General features: G+C 63.7%; 19 protein-coding genes. 11 read left to right on the forward strand and 8 right to left on the reverse strand.

Annotated features, from left to right (window positions below; all coding sequences use genetic code 11):
• The first annotated feature begins 3 nt into the window (after positions 1-3).
• Positions 4-984, forward strand: coding sequence for a homoserine kinase (locus WDM24_RS04455; RefSeq protein ID WP_338695579.1), 981 nt, complete (start codon positions 4-6; stop codon positions 982-984).
• Complete coding sequence (gene rnhA / locus WDM24_RS04460) at positions 972-1,433, forward strand: ribonuclease HI (protein WP_166302248.1); 462 nt, start codon at positions 972-974, stop codon at positions 1,431-1,433. The genes WDM24_RS04455 and rnhA overlap by 13 nt, the downstream gene beginning before the upstream one ends.
• Positions 1,434-1,475: 42 nt before the next feature.
• Here the strand turns inward: rnhA and WDM24_RS04465 are convergent, their stop codons facing one another.
• Positions 1,476-2,609, reverse strand: a complete 1,134-nt coding sequence (locus WDM24_RS04465; protein ID WP_338830576.1) for a helix-turn-helix transcriptional regulator — start codon at positions 2,607-2,609, stop codon at positions 1,476-1,478.
• Between the two features lie 206 nt (positions 2,610-2,815).
• Between WDM24_RS04465 and WDM24_RS04470 the strand changes: the two genes are divergently transcribed.
• Positions 2,816-5,671 carry a calcium-binding protein gene (locus tag WDM24_RS04470; protein WP_338830577.1) on the forward strand — a complete coding sequence of 952 codons (2,856 nt, stop codon included), beginning with the start codon at positions 2,816-2,818 and terminating at the stop codon, positions 5,669-5,671.
• 125 nt (positions 5,672-5,796) lie between these two features.
• Here WDM24_RS04470 and WDM24_RS04475 read toward each other — a convergent pair whose 3' ends face one another.
• The 4 genes from WDM24_RS04475 to WDM24_RS04490 form a co-directional block, all read right to left on the reverse strand.
• Entirely contained in the window at positions 5,797-7,020 is a 1,224-nt protein-coding gene (locus tag WDM24_RS04475; protein ID WP_338830578.1) for a calcium-binding protein, read from the reverse strand.
• Positions 7,021-7,552: 532 nt separating this feature from the next.
• Complete coding sequence (locus WDM24_RS04480) at positions 7,553-8,038, reverse strand: peroxiredoxin (RefSeq protein ID WP_166302264.1); 486 nt, start codon at positions 8,036-8,038, stop codon at positions 7,553-7,555.
• 108 nt (positions 8,039-8,146) lie between these two features.
• A complete protein-coding gene (locus WDM24_RS04485) occupies positions 8,147-8,704 on the reverse strand; it encodes a DUF924 family protein (RefSeq protein ID WP_338830579.1) in 558 nt (185 codons plus the stop codon).
• 25 nt (positions 8,705-8,729) lie between these two features.
• Positions 8,730-10,412 carry a long-chain fatty acid--CoA ligase gene (locus WDM24_RS04490; RefSeq protein ID WP_338830580.1) on the reverse strand — a complete coding sequence of 561 codons (1,683 nt, stop codon included), beginning with the start codon at positions 10,410-10,412 and terminating at the stop codon, positions 8,730-8,732.
• Here WDM24_RS04490 and WDM24_RS04495 point away from each other — a divergent pair.
• A complete protein-coding gene (locus tag WDM24_RS04495; RefSeq protein ID WP_338830581.1) occupies positions 10,411-10,575 on the forward strand; it encodes a hypothetical protein in 165 nt (54 codons plus the stop codon). The genes WDM24_RS04490 and WDM24_RS04495 overlap by 2 nt on opposite strands.
• Positions 10,576-10,592: 17 nt before the next feature.
• Here WDM24_RS04495 and WDM24_RS04500 read toward each other — a convergent pair whose 3' ends face one another.
• The 3 genes from WDM24_RS04500 to WDM24_RS04510 form a co-directional block, all read right to left on the reverse strand.
• Complete coding sequence (locus WDM24_RS04500; protein ID WP_166302270.1) at positions 10,593-12,008, reverse strand: D-alanyl-D-alanine carboxypeptidase family protein; 1,416 nt, start codon at positions 12,006-12,008, stop codon at positions 10,593-10,595.
• Positions 12,009-12,210: 202 nt separating this feature from the next.
• A complete protein-coding gene (locus WDM24_RS04505) occupies positions 12,211-13,989 on the reverse strand; it encodes a glucan ABC transporter ATP-binding protein/ permease (RefSeq protein WP_338695596.1) in 1,779 nt (592 codons plus the stop codon).
• Between the two features lie 307 nt (positions 13,990-14,296).
• The gene (locus tag WDM24_RS04510; RefSeq protein WP_338830582.1) at positions 14,297-15,352 is read right to left on the reverse strand and encodes an ABC transporter substrate-binding protein; all 1,056 of its coding nucleotides are present in this window, start codon (positions 15,350-15,352) and stop codon (positions 14,297-14,299) included.
• A 249-nt stretch (positions 15,353-15,601) separates the two neighbouring features.
• Here WDM24_RS04510 and WDM24_RS04515 point away from each other — a divergent pair, with 249 nt between their 5' ends.
• The 7 genes from WDM24_RS04515 (at position 15,602) to WDM24_RS04545 (ending at position 20,060) form a co-directional block, all read left to right on the forward strand.
• Positions 15,602-16,039: a hypothetical protein gene (locus tag WDM24_RS04515; protein WP_166302279.1), complete on the forward strand. Its 438-nt coding sequence runs from the start codon at positions 15,602-15,604 to the stop codon at positions 16,037-16,039.
• Between the two features lie 116 nt (positions 16,040-16,155).
• Entirely contained in the window at positions 16,156-16,551 is a 396-nt protein-coding gene (hisE, locus tag WDM24_RS04520; protein ID WP_166302282.1) for a phosphoribosyl-ATP diphosphatase, read from the forward strand.
• Between the two features lie 69 nt (positions 16,552-16,620).
• On the forward strand, positions 16,621-17,202 hold the full coding sequence (locus WDM24_RS04525; protein WP_029077657.1) for a YqaA family protein: 582 nt from the start codon (positions 16,621-16,623) through the stop codon (positions 17,200-17,202).
• A gap of 163 nt (positions 17,203-17,365) precedes the next feature.
• Positions 17,366-17,686 carry a hypothetical protein gene (locus WDM24_RS04530; protein WP_166302285.1) on the forward strand — a complete coding sequence of 107 codons (321 nt, stop codon included), beginning with the start codon at positions 17,366-17,368 and terminating at the stop codon, positions 17,684-17,686.
• A 91-nt stretch (positions 17,687-17,777) separates the two neighbouring features.
• A complete protein-coding gene (locus tag WDM24_RS04535) occupies positions 17,778-18,146 on the forward strand; it encodes a hypothetical protein (RefSeq protein ID WP_338830583.1) in 369 nt (122 codons plus the stop codon).
• A 172-nt stretch (positions 18,147-18,318) separates the two neighbouring features.
• Positions 18,319-19,287, forward strand: coding sequence for an NAD(P)H-dependent flavin oxidoreductase (locus WDM24_RS04540; RefSeq protein ID WP_166302287.1), 969 nt, complete (start codon positions 18,319-18,321; stop codon positions 19,285-19,287).
• On the forward strand, positions 19,287-20,060 hold the full coding sequence (locus WDM24_RS04545) for a thioesterase family protein (RefSeq protein ID WP_338695601.1): 774 nt from the start codon (positions 19,287-19,289) through the stop codon (positions 20,058-20,060). The genes WDM24_RS04540 and WDM24_RS04545 overlap by 1 nt, the downstream gene beginning before the upstream one ends.
• Positions 20,061-20,186 lie beyond the last annotated feature (126 nt).

The following is a 20,186-nucleotide window of genomic DNA, read 5'->3' on the forward strand; positions in this document are numbered from 1 at the left end:
CATATGGCGGTCTACACCGACGTTGCCGCCGAAGACCTCGCGGAATTCCTCAAGAGTTACGACATCGGCGAATTGCTCTCCTACAAGGGCATCGCCGAGGGCGTCGAGAATTCGAACTTCCTGCTGCACACCAGCCAGGGCGCCTACATCCTCACGCTCTATGAGAAGCGCGTGGCGGAGGACGACCTGCCGTATTTCCTGTCGCTGATGGCGCATCTCGCCGAGCGCGGCGTGTCGTGCCCGCAGCCGGCGCGCAACCGCAAGGGCGAGGTCTACAGCCGGCTCGCCGGCCGGCCCGCGGCGATCATCAACTTCCTCGAAGGCGTGTGGCCGCGGCGGCCGAACGTGGCGCATTGCGGAGGCGTCGGCGAGGCGCTGGCCAAAATGCATCTCGCCGGCCGCGACTTTCCGCTGGTCCGCAACAACCCGCTGTCGGTCTCCGGCTGGCGGCCGCTGTTCGATCTCGCCGCCGCGCGGGCCGACAGCGTGCAGCCAGGCTTGCACGACTTCATCGCGCGCGAGCTCGATCATCTCGAAGCCGCGTGGCCGGCGGATCTTCCCGTCGGCGTCGTCCATGCCGACCTGTTTCCCGACAACGTCTTCTTCCTCGGCGACAAACTCTCCGGCCTGATCGACTTCCCGTTCGCCTGCAACGACATTCTGGCCTACGACGTCGCGATCTGCCTCAACGCCTGGTGCTTCGAGCCGGATCTTTCCTTCAACGTCACCAAGGCGCGCGCGCTGCTCAATGCCTATGGCAGGGGGCGGCCATTGTCGGCGGCCGAGGAGGCCGCGCTGCCGCTGCTCGCGCGCGGCGCATCGATGCGCTTCCTGCTGACGCGCCTGGTCGATTTCCTCAACGTCCCCGAGGGCGCGCTGGTGCAGCCGAAGGACCCGCTCGAATACGTCCGCAAGCTGCGCTTCCAGCAGAACGTCGCTGCCATCAACGACTACGGCATCACGCCGGCGGGATGCGCGGCGTGAGCGACAAGCCGCATGTGATCGTGTTCACCGATGGTGCCTGCTCCGGAAATCCCGGACCGGGCGGCTGGGGCGCGATCCTCAGATTCGGCGACGTCGAGAAGGAATTGAAGGGCGGCGAGCCGCACACCACCAACAACCGCATGGAGCTGATGGCGGCGATCTCGGCGCTGGAAGCCCTGAAGAAGCCCTGCGCGGTCGACCTCACCACCGACAGTCAGTATGTCCGCCAGGGCATCACCGGCTGGATCCACGGCTGGAAGCGCAACGGCTGGCGCACCGCGGACAAGAAGCCGGTCAAGAACGTCGAACTGTGGCAGCGCCTCGACGCCGCGCTGAAGCCGCATGAGGTGCGCTGGCACTGGATCAAGGGCCATGCCGGCCACGCTGAGAACGAACGCGCCGACGAACTGGCGCGCGAGGGCGTGGCGATGGCGCGGCTGAAGGGCTAGGGCGCGTGACGTGGAAGATGGTCAAACCCCGCCATCTTCGAACTACCCCAACATCGTAACCAATCTGATCAGCTCGGACTGGCGATGGGTACCGGTCTTGAAGAACACCGACTTCAAATGGTTGCGCGCCGTTGCCAGAGAGATTTCCAGTTTCTCCGCGGCGGCGTGAATCGGCAGGCCGCCGGTTAGCAACGCCGTCAACCTGGCCTCTGCCGGTGTCAGATCGAATGCCTGCGCGATGAGCTTCGCATCCAGCGGCGGGGGTGGCGACAGGTTGGAGAAGACCAGCATCGCGCGAGCGCCCAGGAAGACGCTGCTTGCCGCACCGTCGACCGGCAGCACGCGGATCAAGGCGGGAGGCTTTGCGGCGCGGCGGACCACGATCGGCTCCGTCGGCAGCGCAACGCCGTCGGGCGACGACCGGATCAAATCGACAAGGCGGTGATATTTCGCCATCGCCTCCTTGTCGCGGAGAGCAAGCCGCCTGTTCCGGACCAGAATGTCCTGATCGAATCCGGCATCGGCCGCCGCATTGCAGCTCAACACAAGGCCCTGCCGATTGAGGACGAGAGCAGGCCGCTGAACCTTCTCCAGCACGCTGGTCATCGACGAGAGGGCAACTCGGCCGACTGCCGTCGCCAGTGTCGCGGTCTCGGTCAATCTTGGCGCAAGACGGGCAAGCGCCCGCTTGTCCGCCGCGTCAAACGGCTCCTCGTTTTGGGTGCGCTGAAGCGTGAGTGCCCAGGCGGCGGAGTCGGCCCAAAAACCGATGCCGGCAAACCATTTGAAGCCGAACGGAAACAGGACTTCATTGTACATCGGATCAGCCCGGATTTGCTCGGGCGTCAGCAGGTCCTGATCGGTGACGACCTCTCCGGCCATCATGCGCGGAAATCCGATCGCACGCGGGTCCTTGGTCTGCCAGTCGTTGGCAAAGTAGTGCCGGGTGGCTTCGTCGATGGATTTCGTTCGCGGCACGTCCGGTGTCCGAACGTCGCTTTGCAGCAGCAGAGCAGCTGATGCGCCAACCGCCGCGCAGATGCTTTCCATCAGCTCTGGCCACAGCAATGGATCCACCACGGCACCGCCGAGGCGGCTCATGACTTGGGTCAACCGATCGTGGTCTATGGCTTTCGGACTCAAGGGGAGCGTCGTTGAACAGGCGGCGGGAAACATCCACAAATACAGACGGATGGGGCCCCGCAATATCGGGACTGTCGCGGGTGTGCGCAATTGTCGCACCCAAATGGGTCAGGATCGAACCCTGGCCTGCATGATATCCGGATCGAGTCGTTGTCTTCCTAGGCAAGTATCTGACTGAATTGAAGATTTGTTCGATCCGGTGGTTCGGATCGTCTGCGATTTTGATTGGGGGATTGGGGATGGGATCTTTTCAGGGGACCGCGGGTGACGACACGGTTACCGGCACAGCCAACGGTTCAAACACCAACGATACCCTTCAGGGGCTTGCCGGAAACGACACCCTGATCGGCGGAGACGGCGCGGACGCCCTCGACGGCGGTACCGGCATTGATTTCGCGTCCTACGCGGACGCGCCGGCCGGCGTGGTGGCAAATCTCGTCAGTCCCGGACTCAACACAGGCTACGCACTGGGCGATACCTACACCTCGATCGAAGGCCTGATCGGAAGCAACAGCAACGACACGCTGACGGGCGACAGCAGCAACAACCTGCTTCGCGGCGGACTGGGCGCGGACGTCCTCGACGGCGGCGCCGGCAGCGACACCGCCGACTATTTCGGAGCTTCGGCGGGACTGCTGGTCAGCCTGGCAAATCCCGCTGGCAATACCGGCGAGGCCGCCGGCGACACCTATACGTCGATCGAGAACATCCGCGGCTCGGCCTTCAACGATACGCTGATCGGCGATGGCAACAACAACACGCTGCGCGGCGGCCTCGGGGCGGATTCTCTCGACGGCGGTGCCGGATTCGATTTCGTATCCTATGCGGATTCGACAACGGCAATCACCGCAAGCCTTGCCAATCCGGCATCCAACACGGGCGAAGCGGCCGGCGATACCTACGTCTCGATTGAAGCGATCCGCGGCAGCGACTTCAACGACTCGTTGACCGGCGATGCCAACATCAATTTCCTGCAGGGCGGTGTCGGCGCCGACACGCTGGACGGCGGGGCCGGTTTTGACTTTGCCGACTATTTCAACGCAAGCACCGCGATTGTCGCCAATCTCTCGGATGCATCGGCGAACACGGGCGAGGCCGCCGGCGACGTCTATGTCGGCATCGAAGGGCTCAGAGGCGGCGCATTCAACGATCTCTTGGTCGGCGACAATAATGGCAATTATCTGCGGGGCGGCCTCGGCGCAGATACGCTGAACGGCGGCGGCGGCCGCGATGTCGCCGATTATGGCAATGCCAGCGCGGGTATCGTCGTAAATCTCAATAACCCTTCACTGAACACGGGCGAAGCCGCCGGAGACGTGTACGTTTCGATCGAGGGCATCCAGGGAAGTAACTTCAACGATACGCTGATCGGAGACGCCACGGCGGACACTCTATTCATCGGCGGACTTGGCGCCGACTCGATGGTAGGTGGCAGCAGCGGCATTGATGCGGCCTCGTATATAAGTGCGACGTCCGGCGTCACTGCAAGTCTCGCTAACCCGGCAGTGAACACCGGCGAAGCAACTGGAGATTCCTATAGCGGCATTGAGGTGCTGATTGGCAGTGCGTTTGCCGACCATCTGATCGGCGATGCCGGCAACAATCCGCTCGACGGGCGCGGTGGGGCAGATACTCTCGATGGCGGCGCCGGCTTTGACACCGCTTCCTACGACCAAGCATCAGCTTCTGTGGTGGCCAATCTTGCTGACAGCTCGCAGAATACTGGTGACGCGGCCGGCGACGTCTATAGCTCCATCGAGGCTCTGTCCGGGTCGCGTTTCAATGACACGCTTGTCGGAGATGCAAACGACAACATTCTGAGTGGCGGTCTCGGCGCCGACGCATTGAACGGAGGAGCAGGCAACGATATCGCCTCCTATTCCCGGGCCAGCTCCGCCGTGGTGGCTAGCCTGGCAAACCCGGCTGCCAACACCGGCGAGGCGAGTGGAGACATCTACACCTCCATTGAGGGTCTCGACGGCAGCAGTTTCAACGATACGCTGACCGGTGACGGCGGGAATAATGTCCTTAGGGGAGGCGGAGGGAACGATTCGCTTGACGGTGGGTCTGGCACCGATACAGCGTGGTTCTTCGGCAACCGAAGCGCATATACGATCACCCGAACTAGTCCCACGAGTTCGGTCCTCGTCGCCGGCGAGGGATTGGACACGCTGACCAATATCGAATTGCTGCATTTTTTCGACGTGACCCTGAACGTTGCGGATCTGCCGATCGCGAACACCGGGACGGCTGGTGCCGATAATCTTTACGGCGGCGTGGGCAACGACTCGCTCGTCGGGCTCGGCGGCAACGATGTCCTGATCGGTTTTGCCGGCGACGACGTCGGATATGGCGGCGACGGCAATGACTATTTCTATGCCGGCTCCGGAAACGACATTCTTGTGGGTGATGCTGGTCTCGACGTTCTCCTCGGCGAAGCGGGCAACGATTCCCTCTATGGCGGGTCCGGCACCAACTATCTGTTCGGCGGCGACGGCAACGACCTCATCATTGGTAACGGTGGGATCGTCGGAGCAGGGGATGTCAATGTGATGTTCGGAGAGGCCGGCGCCGATGCCCTGTATGGTGGCGCCGGCTTCAACTATTTCTATGGCGGCGCCGGCGTCGATACGATGTTCGGCGGCAGTGGTCTCAACATCTTCGTCTCCTCAGGCGAAACGGATGGCAACGTCATCTACGGCGGCGCGGGCCAGAACTACGTCTATGGCTCCAATGGTGGCGATACCGTCACCGGCGGCGCCAGCGTTGACGTATTCCTGATGGGCTCGGGCGCGGACAACATCAGCGGAGGCGGCGGAGTGGATTATGCCTGGGGTGGCGGGGGCGCCGACACCTTCTCCATCAGCGACACGACCTCTGAGGTCATGGTCATCCAGGATTTCAACACGGGTGGGGTCAACGACTTCCTGAGCTTTGCCGGCACATCGCTGCATTCGTTTGCTGATGTACAAGCAGCCGAGACCTATGTCGCCGGCATCAACACGACCATCATCACCGATGCGGCAGGCAATGCGGCCTGGCTGATCGGGATCGCACCGGGACAGCTGGATGCGAGCATGTTCAAGTTCAGCTAGGACCTGCTCGACCATTTTCCGGATGCACGGGCTCGCGCGCGACGCGACCTCAACGAGGTTTCGGGCCGTGCCGACGAGATCATTGAATGAGACCGCACCTGCGCCGAGGCAGGTGCGTCTCAGCCTTAGCCAAACTTGAACATGCTGGCGTCCAGTTGTCCTGGTGCCAAGCCGATCAGCCAGACCGCACTGCCCGCGGCGTCGGTGATGATGGTCGTGTTGATGCCGGGTGAGTAGAACTCGGCGGCCTGAACATCGGCGAACGAATGCAGTGACGTGCCGGCGAAATTCACCAAGTCATTAACGCCGCCCGTGTTGAAGTCCTGGACAACCATGACCTCCGGCGTGCCGTCATTGATCGTGAACGTGTCGGAGCCACCGCCGCCCCAGGCATAATCGACACCGCCACCACCGGTAATGTTGTCGTTGCCGCTGCCCATCAGGAAAACGTCGACGCCTGCGCCGCCAGTGACCGTGTCGCCGCCGTTCGAGCCATAAACATAGTTCTGGCCTGAACCGCCGTAGATGAAATTGCCGTCGGTCTCGCCCGACGAGATGAAGATGTTGAGGCCGGAGCCGCCAACCATCGTGTCGACGCCGGCACCGCCGTAGAAATAGTTGGTACCGATGCCGCCGTAGAGAAAGTCCGCGCCGTCGCCGCCGTACATGACGTTGACGTCGGAAGCCGTCGCTCCGCCGCTTCCGATCAATGTGTCATCGCCGCTGCCGCCGAACAGATAGTTGAACCCGGTGCCTCCGTAGATGAAGTCGTTGCCTTCTGCGCCCAAGAGCACGTCAAGCCCATCGCCGCCGACCAGCGTGTCATCGCCGCCATAGGCATAGATGTAATCATTGCCGCTTCCGCCATAGGCCGCGTCATCGCCGATCGTTCCAATGAGGATGTCATTGCTGGCCGAGCCGGACAGCAATTGGCCGGCAACCAGGTCAAAGCCGCCGTCGCTGAAGGGGCCGGCGGAATAGACCACCGATGTCGTGCCGAAAACCCCCGGATGGATTGATGAATCTGCAAAAAGCTCGTTCGGCGCAATTGAAGTCGTGAAGGTGAAGCCAGTGAGCGATTGGCCGGGCTGCAGCGCGGTGGCGGTGGAGTCTGCGACCCAACGGACGCTGTAGCCGTTCGCCGGGGGGACACCGTCCGTGATGCTTGCGGTCCATCCCGAAGGGGCGACGAAGGTCGGAATCTCGCTCAGGTAGCCCTGGCCGGGCAGCCAGGAGAACCAGAATGTACCAATCGGGGTGGTACCATTGTCGATCAAGGTGATCGTGTACTGATAGCTTGTCGGGGAAAGCTGCACGAATCCGATGAACGCGGATGCTTTTTCAGCCATGACGGGCCTCCCTGATCAGTGCGGCCGAACATTAAGTTATTGGAATTTAATCGACTTGAGCCGAAATCAGCGCAGCATCAATGCTCTGCGTGTTGACCAAACACCGGCGCGCCCGGGAAATTCCGGCAAGCTCGGGGGAGGCGGGACGAAAAAGCCGATCCGCGGAGGGAACCCTTCATCCGGCACAGATTGCACGTAGCCGGCCCTGCGTAGGGTGGGTCAAGCGTAGCGAAACCCACCATTTCAGTGCACGGCACGAAGTTGATGGGTGTCGCTGCGCTCTACCCATCCTGCGAAGCTACAACGCGGCGATCCCCAGCTATCGCCACGCCCAAAACTGTCATCGCCCGCGAAAGCGGGCGATCCAGTATTCCAGAGACAGTGGTGATTGAAACGAGAGGCCGCGGCGTACTGGGTCGCCCGGTCCCGTCTACGCCAAGGCTTCGACGAGGCCATAATCATTGGCGCGCCGAAGCTTTAGCGAAGGCGGCGAGCCGGGCGACGACAGCCAGGTTTGCGGCGAAAGCTCAGCTCAGAGCTGCCCGAGCAGTGTGTCGCCGCCGGAGACTTCGACCTTGCCCGGGGCGGGTTCGAGGTTGAGCTTCTTCACCACGCCGTCCTCGACCAGCATCGAGTAGCGCTTGGAGCGGATGCCGAGGCCGTTGCCGGAGGCGTCGAGCTCCATGCCGATCGCCTTGGCGAAGTCGGCATTGCCGTCGGCGAGGAACACGGCTTCGTCGCGCTGGTCGGTGTCGCGCTTCCAGGCGTTCATCACGAAGGCGTCGTTGACCGAGACGATCGCGATGGTGTCGACGCCCTTGTTCTTCAAGGCGTAGGCATTGAGGAAGATGCTCGGCAGATGCATCTTGTGGCAGGTGCCGGTGTAGGCGCCGGGCACCGCGAACAGGGCGACCTTCTTGCCCTTGAAAATGTCGTCGGTGGTTTTGACCTGCGGCCCTTCGGCGGTCATGACGCGAAACTTGGATTCCGGCAGCTTGTCGCCAACATTGATCGTCATCGGTGTTCTCCCTCGGTGAAGCGGAACTCTCTTAAACCCGGCTGCGGAACGGCACAATACGACCTGGCGGAAGAACGGCAATGCCGGATGCTGGTCACCGTTCCGTCATCAGCCGGAAAACCCGCCGGCGTCGAGAAACGCCTGCTCGTCCGCGGTGGTTTGGCGGCCCATCACCCGGTTACGGTGCGGGAAGCGGCCGAACCGGCGGATGATGTCGGCGTGGTCCTCGGCATATCTGAGGTTGTCGGGATGGCCGCCGCATTGCCGAAACAGCGCCACGCAGCGCTGCTGGTCGGAGAGATGCTCCGAATGCTCGAAAGGCAGATAGAGGAATTCGCGCAGCAGCGGATCGATCCGCGCGTCGACGCCGCGGTCGATGGCCCGGCCTGCCACCTCGCGCGCCAGCGGATCGCTGGAAAAGGTCTTGGCGTCGTTACGAAACAGATTGCGGGGAAACTGGTCGAGCACGATGGTGAGCGCCAGGGCGCCGTCGTCGCTCGCCTCCCATGACGACAGCTCGCCGGCAGCCGCCTTCTGCCAGGTGGCGAGGAAGCGGCTGCGGATCTCGGCATCGAACGCGTCGTCGCGCGTGTACCAGCGGTCACGGCCGGCCTTTAGCCAGAAGGTGATGATATCGGCCGGCGTCGCGAGGCGCGCGTCTGTCATGTCCAACGCTCGCCTCGCCGGTCTCTTACGCCGCAGCCTTCTTCTCGTCGCGCAGCTCGCGGCGCAGGATCTTGCCGACATTGGTCTTCGGCAAATCGGTCCTGAACTCGATCTGCTTCGGTACCTTGTAGGCGGTGAGCTGGGTGGCGCTGAATTTGATGATGTCCTCGGCGGTAATGTTCGGGTCCTTCTTGACCACGAAGGCCTTCACCGCCTCGCCGGACTTCGCGTCCGGCACGCCGATCACGGCACACTCGAGCACGCCGGGATGGCTCGCGAGCACTTCCTCGATCTCGTTCGGATAGACGTTGAAGCCCGAGACCAGGATCATGTCCTTCTTGCGGTCGACGATCTTGGTGTAGCCCCGCTCGTCCATCACGCCGATGTCGCCGGTGCGGAAATAGCCGTCCGCGGTCATCACCCGCTCGGTCTCGTCGGGCCTGTTCCAGTAACCCGACATCACCTGCGGACCCTTGGCGCAGATCTCGCCGGCCTCGCCGATCGCCAGCTCATTGCCGTCGTCGTCACGGATCGAGAGCCATGTCGACGGCACCGGTAGGCCGATCGTCCCGGAGAACTCTTCGATCGTCGCGGGATTGCATGTCAGGGTCGGTGAGGTCTCCGACAGGCCATAGCCTTCCGACAGCGCGGTGCCGGTGACTTTCAGCCATTTTTCCGCGACCGGCCTTTGCGTCGCCATGCCGCCGCCGTTGGCGATCTTCAACTTGGAGAAGTCGAGCTTGTCGAAGCCGGGCGTGTTCAGCAAGCCATTGTAGAGCGTGTTGACCGCCGGAAAGAAGCTGACCTGGTACTTCGACAATTCCTTGATGAAGCCGGCCATGTCGCGCGGGTTCGGGATCAGCAGATTGGTGCCGCCAGTTCGCACGCCAAGCAGGTAACACGCGGTCAGTGCGAAGATGTGATAAAGCGGCAGCGCGCAGACGATGATCATGTTGTCGACATGCGGCGGCTTCTTCAGCGCCGGCTGCAGCCAGGCGTCGTTCTGCAGCACGTTGGCGAGCACGTTCTGGTGGATCAGCGTGGCGCCCTTGGAAACGCCCGTGGTGCCGCCGGTATATTGCAGGAAGGCGACGTCCTGGCGCGTCAACGTGGGCTTGGTGAGCTTCATGCCGCGACCGGCCGACAGCGCGTCGTTGAACGAGACCGCGCCCGGGATCGACCAGGCCGGCACCATCTTCTTCACGCGGCGTATCACCAGATTGACGATTACGCCCTTGAAGCCGAGCAGGTCGCCCATGCTGCCGACGATCACCTGCTTGACCGCCGTGTTCGCCAGCACCTTCTGCACGGTGGTGGCAAAGTTCTCCAGCACGATGATCGCCTCCGCGCCGGAATCCTTGAGCTGATGCTCGAGCTCGCGCGGGGTGTAGAGCGGATTGACGTTGACCACGGCATAGCCGGCGCGCAGCACGGCGGCGGTCGCAACCGGGTATTGCAGCACGTTCGGCATCATCAGCGCGACCCGCGCACCCTTCTGCAGGCCCTTGCTCTGCAGGTAGGCGCCGAGCGCCGACGACATCTCGTCGAGCTCGCGATAGGTGATCGACTTGTCCATGCAGATGAACGCCTTGCGATCGGCGAACTTCTTAAAGCTCTCTTCCAGCAATTCGACCAGCGACGAATATTGCGTGACGTCGATATCGGCGGGCACGCCGGCCGGATAGTGCTTGAGCCAGATGCGCTCCATGGTGGTCAATCCCCTCTCTCAAAATTGCCTGGTGTCCCGGATTGCTTCCGGGTTTCCGGCGCTTTGGCCGGCACTTGGTCGGCTGTTGGCCGCGTTATTTTCGGCAGTATTGAGCAATGCCGCGGTCAATGGCAAGCCGCGCTATCGACGCATCGGGGAATAGGAGGGCCGGCTGCGCTGCTAGCCGGCCGGCTTGGCGTCAGCCTTCGGCTTGTCGGCCGCCTTCGGCTTTGCCGCCACGGGCTTCGCTGCCGCGGGCTTGGCGGCAGGCTTTGCGGCCGCCGGCTTGTCCGCGGCCGGCTTCGCAGCTGCGGCATCCGGCTTGGCGTTGGCGTGACGCACCGGCTTGGCCGCCGGCTTGTCGGATTTGGCGTCGCCCTTGTCGGCCGCCGCATCGGGCTTCTTGGCCGCGACGCGGGTGTGCTTGCCCTTGCCGCGCTTGACCGGCTGCATCTTCTCGGTGTCGGCCTCGACCGCGGCGATCAACGCGGCGCCGGTCTTGGTCGGGCCCGTATAAACCACGACCGGCTCCGACGCCGCCGGCGCCTGCGCCAGCATCTCTGACGGTTTCGGCATCGCGGCCTGCAGGCCGGCGGCGAAGAAGCTCACGCCGCCTTCGCCGTTGGTGGTCGAGCCTCCGGCGCTGGCGACGGTGTCTTCGCCGTCCTCGTCGCTGGCCGGCCGCTTGTGCTTGCCGCCGCACATCTCCTCGCGCAGGTTCGGCGGCGAGGCATCGATCGGCACCAGATTGTCGACGGTGCCGAGTGAGGGCCGCAGCCACGCCAGCCCGTTATTGGCAAAGCCGCGATCCAGGAGCTGCGCGGCGCGGATCGCGCGCATGCGGCCCGAGGAGGCGCCGAGCACCACCGCGATCAGTCGCCTGCCGTCGCGCGTCGCCGACGCCACCAGATTGTAGCCGGAGGCGCAGATGAAGCCGGTCTTGAAGCCGTCGGCGCCGGGATAGCGGCCGATCAGCTTGTTGAAGTTCGGCGTGATGCGGCGGCCGAAGCGGATCGACGGGATGTGGACGAAATATTCGTATTCCGGCAGGTCGCGGATGATGGCGCGGGCGAGGATCGCCATGTCGCGCGCCGAGGTGATCTGGCCGTCGGCGGGCAGGCCGTTCGGGTTGACGTAGCTCGTTTGCGTCATGCCGAGCTTTTGCGCGGTCTGGTTCATCATTCCGGCAAAGCCGTCGATCGAGCCGCCGACGCCCTCGGCGAGCACCACGGCCATGTCGTTGGCCGACTTCACCAGCATCATCTTCAGCGCGTTGTCGACGGTGACCTGGGTGCCGGGCCGGAAGCCCATCTTCGAGGGCGATTGCGAGGCAGCGGTCGGCGAGACGGTGAGCAGCGTGTCGAGCGACACGCGGCCATCCTTGACCGCCTTCAGCGTCACATAGGCCGTCATCAGCTTGCTGATTGACGCCGGATACCACGGCATCGTCGCATTGTCGGCCTGCAGCACCTTGCCGGAATCGGCCTCGACGACCAGCAGCGCCTCGGCTTGCGCCAGCTGCGGCGTTGCGATGGCGAGCATCGCAACAGCCAGAATCCATTTCAACGACGGGCGCAGCGGGCGAGGAAAATGCACGAGTCCGGTTCCGGTCCTTTGAGACCCGCCTTAAAACAAGGAGGTCTTGCGATTGTAGCGTACGGGTTTCAAGCGTGTCCGGCGCCGCGTTGCGGCGATGCAAACCCTATACCGGCTTGCCAGCAGAGAACAGAGGCCGGGGGATTATATCGTGGACGAAATCGGCTGAATTTCGGCAGCCGCCTCAATTGGAAAGCCGGAATTATGGTGTCTCGATGCCGGCGCGTGCCTGCTCATGGACCATGAACTGGGCCCGCGCGAGCTCGGCAAAACGCCCGCCTTTCGCCACCAGTTCATCGAAAGTTCCGCTTTCGATCACCCGTCCCTGGTCGAACAACAGGATGCGGGTGGCGTGGCGGATGGTGGACAGGCGGTGCGCGATCACAAATGTGGTGCGGCCCTTCATCACTTCATCGAGAGCGGCATTCACCTTGGCTTCCGTGACGGCGTCGAGCGCGCTGGTCGCCTCGTCGAGGATCAGGATCGGCGGATCCTTCAAGAGCGCACGCGCGATCGACAGCCGCTGACGTTCGCCGCCGGAGAGCATACGGCCGCGCTCGCCGGCATGGGTGTCGAATTTCTTGTCGCTGCGCTCGATGAAATCCAGCGCCTGCGCCCGCGCCGCGGCGGTACGCAGTTCCTCGTCGGTCGCATCGGGCTTGCCGACGCGCAGATTGTCGGCGAGCGAGCGGTTGAACAGCAGCGCCTCCTGGAACACCACGCCGATGTTCCGCCGCAGCGCCGTCAGCTTCAGCGCGCGGATGTCCATCCCGTCGATCTTGATGATGCCGGATTGCGGATCGAACGCGCGATGCAACAGCGCAATCGCGGTGGACTTGCCGGCACCGGTCGAGCCGACCAGCGCGATGGTCTGGCCGGGCAATGCGGTGAAGGAGAGATCCTCGATCGCCGGCCGCTTGCCGTCATAGGAGAACGAGACGTTGTTGAACTCCACCAGGCCGGACAGCCGTCCGGGATCGACCGCGCCGGGCCGGTCGCGCACTGCCGGCACCGCATCGAGCACGTCGAAGAACTCCTGCAGGCGCGGCGCTTCCATGAACACGTTGTTGATGAAGCTCACCACCTGCTCGAGCTTCTGGATCAGCATGGTGGCGAACGAGACGAACATCACGATCTCGCCGACCGTGGTGAGGCCCTCGTTGTGGAGCGCGATGCCGACGGTGAAGATCGCGAGCACCGTGATGGTGGTCGAGGCGCGGGTGATCACGGTGACCAGCGCCCACCATGACAGCACCGGCATCTGCACCGCGAGCAGCTTGTCGGCGACGTAGCGCAGGCCCTGCACCTCGGAGTCGATCCGCACGAAGCTTTGCACCAGCGCGACATTGCCGAGCGCGTCGGAGGCGCGCGCCGACAGGTCGCTGTAATAGGCCTCCACCTCGCTCTGCATGCCGTAGGTCTTGCGCACCACCAGCGTGGTCAGCACGGTGAACACGACGCAGAGTATGAACAGCAGGATTGCCAGCCGCCAGTTGATGTAGAGCGCGAGCGGCAGCAGCACGATCAGCGACATGATGGCGGCGAAATGCTCGCGGAAGAAGCCGAGCCAGAGTCGCCACAGCGCATCGGTGCCGTTCAGCATCACCTTCATCAGCCGCCCGGAATGGGTGCCGGAGTGGAAGGTCAGCGGCAGCTGCATGATGTGCTCGAAATAATCGGTCAGCACCGCCTGGCGCTGGCGGTGCGCCAGCCGGTCGGCCTGCAACGCGACGATCGCGCTGCAGCCGATCGTGAACAGGCCGAACGCTGCCCATGCGATCAGCAGCGGCCATGCCGAGGAGGTCGCGAACAGTCCGGTGACCGGCCGGCCCGACAGCACGTCGACGATCTTGCCGAACAGCACCGGCTCGGCGAATTGCGCGCCGGCGAGCAGCACGTTGGCGGCGGCGAGGATCCAGCCGAGCCGCGCCTCCTTGCCGAGCAGTTCGAGGACGCGGGTATAGAGGCGGAGCATGGACATGCCGGCGGGACTCGTAAGCGGTGGACGCCCGGTCAGGCGGGACGCGATTTAATCAGGGTTCGCGATGCAGGGCCAGCGGGCGGAAGTACATCACGCTCTGTCATGGCCGGGCAGAGCCGTCCAAAGGACGGCGTCGCTTCCGCTCGCCCGTAGCCGTCCGAAGGACGGCGTCGCTTCCGCTCGCCTATGGACCCGGCCATCCACGTCTTTCTCGCAAGCGATCACCGAAGACGTGGATGCTCGGGTCGTCTGCGCGAAGACGCGCTTCGCGCTTTTGCCCAGGCATGACGAATACGGAGAGCTGTCCTCAATTCACAAGCCGGCCGTCGATCGGCGGCAGGAACTGGTCGTCGAAGATGTCGGCGGCGTGCGGCCGCTTCTGGAATTTGAAATCCTCCGCGAGCTGATCGATCGACCGCTCGAAGCGCTCCGCCTCGATGCCGCCGATGCCGTCGCGCTTCACCTCGCCGGTCAGGATGTTGTCGCGGATGATGGCGCGCAGCCGCTCGAGCTCCAGATCGCGCGAGCCGCCATCCATCCGGCTCACCACCTCGCCGGCGGCGCGCCCCGGGTCCTTGATGGCGAGGTTGGTGCCGCCGATCACCGCGCGCACGAAACCTTTCGCCGCATCCGGCTTCGCCGCGGCAAGGCGCGGGCTGACGATGACGGCAAACCCATAGGCCTCGCAGCCATAGTCGGCGAAGCGCAGCACCGCGAGATCGTCGGCCGGCACACCGCGATCCCGTAAATTGATCGCCGAGAGATAGGAGAAGCCGGTCACGGCGTCGACCTGTCCGGCGGACAGCATCGGCTCGCGCACCGCGGCGCTGATCGTGTTCTGCTTCACGCTCGAGAGCTTGATGCCGTTCTGCTTGGCGACGGCGGGCCAGAACAGGATCGAGAGGTCGCCCTCGGCGACGCCGAGGTTCTTGCCCTGGATGTCGGTCAGCGCATTGATGCCGCGGCTCTTGCGAGCAATGATCGCGTAGGGCGCCTGGTTGAACAGCACCAGCACCGCCTTGACGGGCGCCGCACCGGGCTTGTCGCGAAAGCGGATCAGCGTGTTGATGTCGACCAGCGCGAAGTCGCTCGAGCCGTCGGCGACCCGCGCGATCGCGTCCGCGGAGCTGGTGGCGACGTTGGTGCCGACCGCAAGCCCCTCGGCGCTGAACAGGCCGCCGGCCTGCGCCATCACGAACGGCGCGGCGGCAGCATCAAGCGGACGGTCGAGCGTGAACTGGATGGCGAGCGGCGGCGGCTGGTCGCTGGCACGGAGCGGGGTGACGGCCGGCCACGCGCCGCCCGCGAGGCCGATCATGCCGGCCAGTATCCAGCGGAGAACGGTGGTCCGAGTTACCTGCATCATGACATCCGGGAGGCGAGACAAAGTGCCGCGCCGGCGCGCCTGCTTCATGGCATCGAATGCGCCAGGGCAACGTGCAATTTCAAGCGTTATTTGCAGGCATTTTGCCCCAGGCAAGGTGAATGGCCGATGACTGCCTTGTTTTCGCCTAGGGTTGTTCAGCTTGCATTCGGTTTGGGGAACCTAATCTGGAGGGACTGGTTAGCTAACCAGGGCCCGTCGGGCCGGCTTCCATAAAGGATGACTGCAATGTTTGCGCGAAAAGGTGTTTTTTCGTCCATTGGCCGCGCAGCCACATTGGCAACGGTTGCTGCTGTGGCGCTGACGGCCGTTGAGCCGACGATGGCGTTCGCAGGCTCGGCTGCGGCGGGCAAGGCGGCCGCTGTGACCACGTCGCACGGCACCAGCGGCGCGACCGATATCAGCGCGCGCCGTCGCTACTATGGCGGAGGTGGCGCGGCTGCCGCGGCCGCGTTCGCCGGAATCGTCGGCACGGGTCTCGCGATCGCCGCGACCCAGAGCCGCCGCGATTACTACGACTCGTACGGCTATTACGACGGCGGCCCGGCCTATTACGGCGGTGGCCCCGCCTATTACGGTGGCGGCCCGGTCTACTATGGCGGCGGACCCTATGGTTACCACGGCTATTACGGGCGCCGGTCGCAGCTGCCCTATACGCCGTACTGAGACTGCCGGCGGTTCTCAGAACTGTCACAAACGATCAATCCACCGGCCTCAGGCCGGTGGATTTTTTCATGAGCGCCGTTAACACGCTGGCGACGCGTTTCGATTAGGTTCGAAGGATGAGTGATTCGATCGATCGGCTCTACCAGGCGGTGATCGCGGCCAAGGATCTCGATCCGGCAACGTCGCGCACGGCGCGGCTGTTCCAGCGCGGCCCGGCCAAGATGGCCAAGAAGCTAGCCGAGGAAGCGATCGAAGTCGTGATCGACGCCGTCGCCGGTAAGTCGGATGCCGTGGTCCGTGAAAGCGCCGACCTGTTCTACAACCTCACCGTTCTCTGGGCGTCGGCCGGCGTCAAGCCGGAGGACGTCTGGCGCGAGATGGAGCGGCGCGAGCGGCTACTCGGGATGGCCGAGAAGCTGCCGAAGTCGCCGGTCAAGCTGCCCAAAACCGCGCCCGTCCCGGTGGTTCGGCGCCGAATTGTCGCGCTGGAGAACCGGCTGCGTAAACGGTAGCCCCAAATCGTCCCAAATCAGCCCAATCCCGGCATGGACAAATCCGCTCCATGATGGTTCATCGCGCCCATGTTGAAACGGATTTACGACTGGTGCGTCGAGGCGGCCGACAAGCCCTACGCACTCTGGATTCTCGCGGCCGTCTCGTTCGCTGAGAGCTCCTTCTTCCCGATCCCTCCCGACATCATGCTGCTGCCGATGTCGCTGGCGCGGCCGAAGCGGGCGTGGTGGTTTGCGACGGTCTGTACGGTTGCGTCTGTCGCCGGCGGCGTGCTCGGCTACGCGATCGGCGCGCTGCTCTACGACTCGCTCGGGCAGTGGCTGATCCATCTTTACGGCCTGTCCGACAAGGTCGACGCGTTCCGCGCCTCCTATGCCGAATGGGGCGCCGTGATCATCCTGCTGAAGGGGCTGACGCCGATCCCCTACAAGCTCGTGACCATCACCTCGGGCTTTGCCGGCTACAACATCTGGCTGTTCGTCCTGTGCTCGATCGTCGCGCGCGGCGGCCGCTTCTTCTTCGTTGCGGTGCTGCTCAACCGCTATGGCGATGTCATCCGCGCGGAGCTCGAGAAGCGGCTCGGCCTGTGGGTCGCGATCGGCGCGATCGTGCTGGTGCTGGGCTTTGTCGTCGCATTCAAGCTGATCTAAAGCATGATCCGGAAAATTGTGACGCGGTTTTCCGAAACAACCATGCTCAAGAAAACCGACCGTCTTTGCCGATGGGAGGGTTTCGCGTACGCTGACCTGTATGGCTTTGACCGGCACGATAGGGCGTCCTGACCGTGGTCCTTTGGGACCCGAGGAGGAGGTCATGCACCGTCTGTCGGATGCGTTTCCGGGCATTCGATTTCAGTACGAGGCGGAAGAGCCTCCCGGATCGGTCGCCGCGCGTGCGCAGATGTCCATTCTGCTGCGGGCATGGCTCTTTCTTTTTGGCAGCGATACACCCTACCCGAGGCGTCAGGGCTATTTCGAGAATGGAAAGGGAGGATCGGTCGAGTTCTATTTCGAAGCAAGACAGCCAGTCCGGTCGATCACGGCAATCTCCTACGGAATGACGGCGGGCCTGGACGACAACTTTGATCGGCTCTATGCGGCAACCGGTTGGAAGATTGTGTATCCGCGCTTTTGATCGACCAAGATCACTCAAGCTTGCGCAGACCGCGCTCGGCGTGCAGTCGCCCGCGCAACAGCCTGTTGAATCTTGGCCGCAACAGATCGAGTTGCCGCCGGCGCCGGTCGAGCGCGAGAATCCCGGGCTGATCAACGAAATCGGAAAGCTGTTCGAGAAGTCGAAGTCGGCGCTGCCGGCGCTGAAGAACCCCGGCGAGACCATCAACGACCTGTCGAATATCGCGCGCCCCTCGACGGTGGTGACCGGACGCGCGGCCTGCGTGGTGGCGTCGAACGATGCGCCGGATTGCAAGATCGGCGCCGACCGGCTGTGCCAGAGCAAGGGGTTTCGGGAAGGAAAGGGCATCGATACCGACGCCTTCGAGAAATGCTCGCCGCTGGTCTATTTGCCCGGCCACAAGCGCGGCCCGAACGACTGCAAGACCGAAAATTTCGTGACACGGGCGATCTGCCAATAAGGCGGGCAAAACCACGTCTGGGATGCCAGACGCCTTTAAAAAATGCCGTGCCTGGATGAGGTTTTGTCATTCATTTTGCAGCGCCATAACGCAATACTTGACACTGGAAAGATTCTTGTTGGAATGACGGTCAGCAATCGAGACCAACGATCAACCCGAGGATCCGCACCCAATGTCCATGCCTGCTCTGTTCAAGGGCCGCCTGTCTCTTCCCGTGATCGGGGCGCCGCTGTTCATCATCTCCGTGCCCGACCTCGTCATCGCCCAGTGCAAGGCCGGCGTGGTCGGCTCGTTTCCGTCGTTGAACGCGCGGCCGCCGGAACTGCTCGACGAATGGCTGTACCGAATCAAGGAAGAGCTCGCCGCCTATGACAAGGCCCATCCGGAGCGGCCGTCGGCGCCGTTCGCGGTCAACCAGATCGTGCACAAGTCGAACAACCGGCTCGATCACGACATGGCGCTTTGCGAGAAGCACAAGGTGCCGATGATCATCTCCTCGCTCGGCGCGCGCGAGGAGCTCAATCAGGCCGTCCACGGCTGGGGCGGCATCGTCTTCCACGACGTGATCAATCAGAAGTTCGCGCACAAGGCGATCGAGAAGGGCGCCGACGGCCTGATCCTGGTCGCGGCCGGCGCCGGCGGACATGCCGGCACGCTCTCGCCGTTCCCGTTCGTGTCGGAGACACGGCAGTGGTTCGACGGACCCATTGCGCTGTCGGGCACGATTGCCAACGGCCGCGCCATCCGCGCCGCGCGCATCATCGGCGCCGACTTCGCCTATGTCGGCTCCGCCTTCATCGCAACGCAGGAAGCGAACGCGGTCGAGAACTACAAGAGCATGATCACCAATTCGTCCGCCGAGGACATCGTCTATTCCAACTTGTTCACCGGCGTGCACGGCAACTATCTGAAGCCGTCGATCGTCGCGGCCGGCATGGATCCAGAAAACCTGCCGACCTCCGATCCCTCGAAGATGAGCTTCGGCACCGATTCGTCCGGCGAGCGCGCCAAGCCGAAGGCCTGGAAGGAGATCTGGGGCTCGGGCCAGGGCGTCGGCAGCATTTCCAAGGTGGTGCCTGCCGCCGAGCTGATCGCGCGCTTCAAGAAAGAGTACGACGAAGCGGTCGATCCGGCGCTCTGATGGAGCCGATCTTTCGCGTTGACGGCGACCGCGTCGTCACCAGTCCCGACGCCGCGGGTCCATGGGATCCGCGGATGCAGCACGGCTCCGCGCCGGCGGCGCTCGTGGTGTGGGCTGCCGAGGCCATCCCAACGCCGGTGCCGATGCGGATCGCGCGCGTCACGATCGACCTGATGCGTCCGGTGCCGGTGGCGCCGCTGACGATTGAGAGTGAGATCCTGCGCGACGGCCGCAAGATCCAGCTCTGCGGCGTCAGGCTCTTCGCCGACGGTGTCGTCGTGGTCTCGGCCAGTGTGCTGAAGATCAAGCAGCAGGCGGCCGAGCTGCCGCCTGATGTCGCAGCACTTCCGGTCGATCTGCCGGGACCCGACGAATGCATGGTCGAGCCTGGCAACCTTGCGAACAGTCCGTTCGTGAAATGCATCTCGATGCGGGCTGCGCGCGGTCGCTTCGGCGTGATGGGCCCCGGCGCGATCTGGTTCCGCGTCGACCGTCCGCTGATCGCGGGCGCCGCCGTCTCGCAGGCGATGCGCGCGGTGGTCGCCTCGGATTTCTCCAATGGCACCTCGCCGGCGCTCGATTTCAACCAATGGACCTTCATCAACGCCGACCTCACAGTGAGCCTGGCGCGCGAGCCGGTCGGCGATTGGATTCTGCTCGACGGCGAATCCTGGATCGGGCCTGACGGCGCCGGCCTTGCGATGTCGCGGCTCGCCGACCAGCGCGGCTATTTCGGCCGGGCGGTCCAGAGCCTGGTGATCGAGCGGCGCTAGCGCAAGGAACCGCTGCCAAGCGGCTGCCCTTGCAGCAAAAATAAACCGGCTTCCCGGGAACGGTTGGCAGCACCAGCGAGTTTCGCTCCCGTGAGGGGCCCCATGATGCGTATCGATCCCACCGCC

The organism is Bradyrhizobium sp. 27S5, assembly GCF_037217225.1.
Lineage (GTDB): Bacteria > Pseudomonadota > Alphaproteobacteria > Rhizobiales > Xanthobacteraceae > Bradyrhizobium > Bradyrhizobium septentrionale.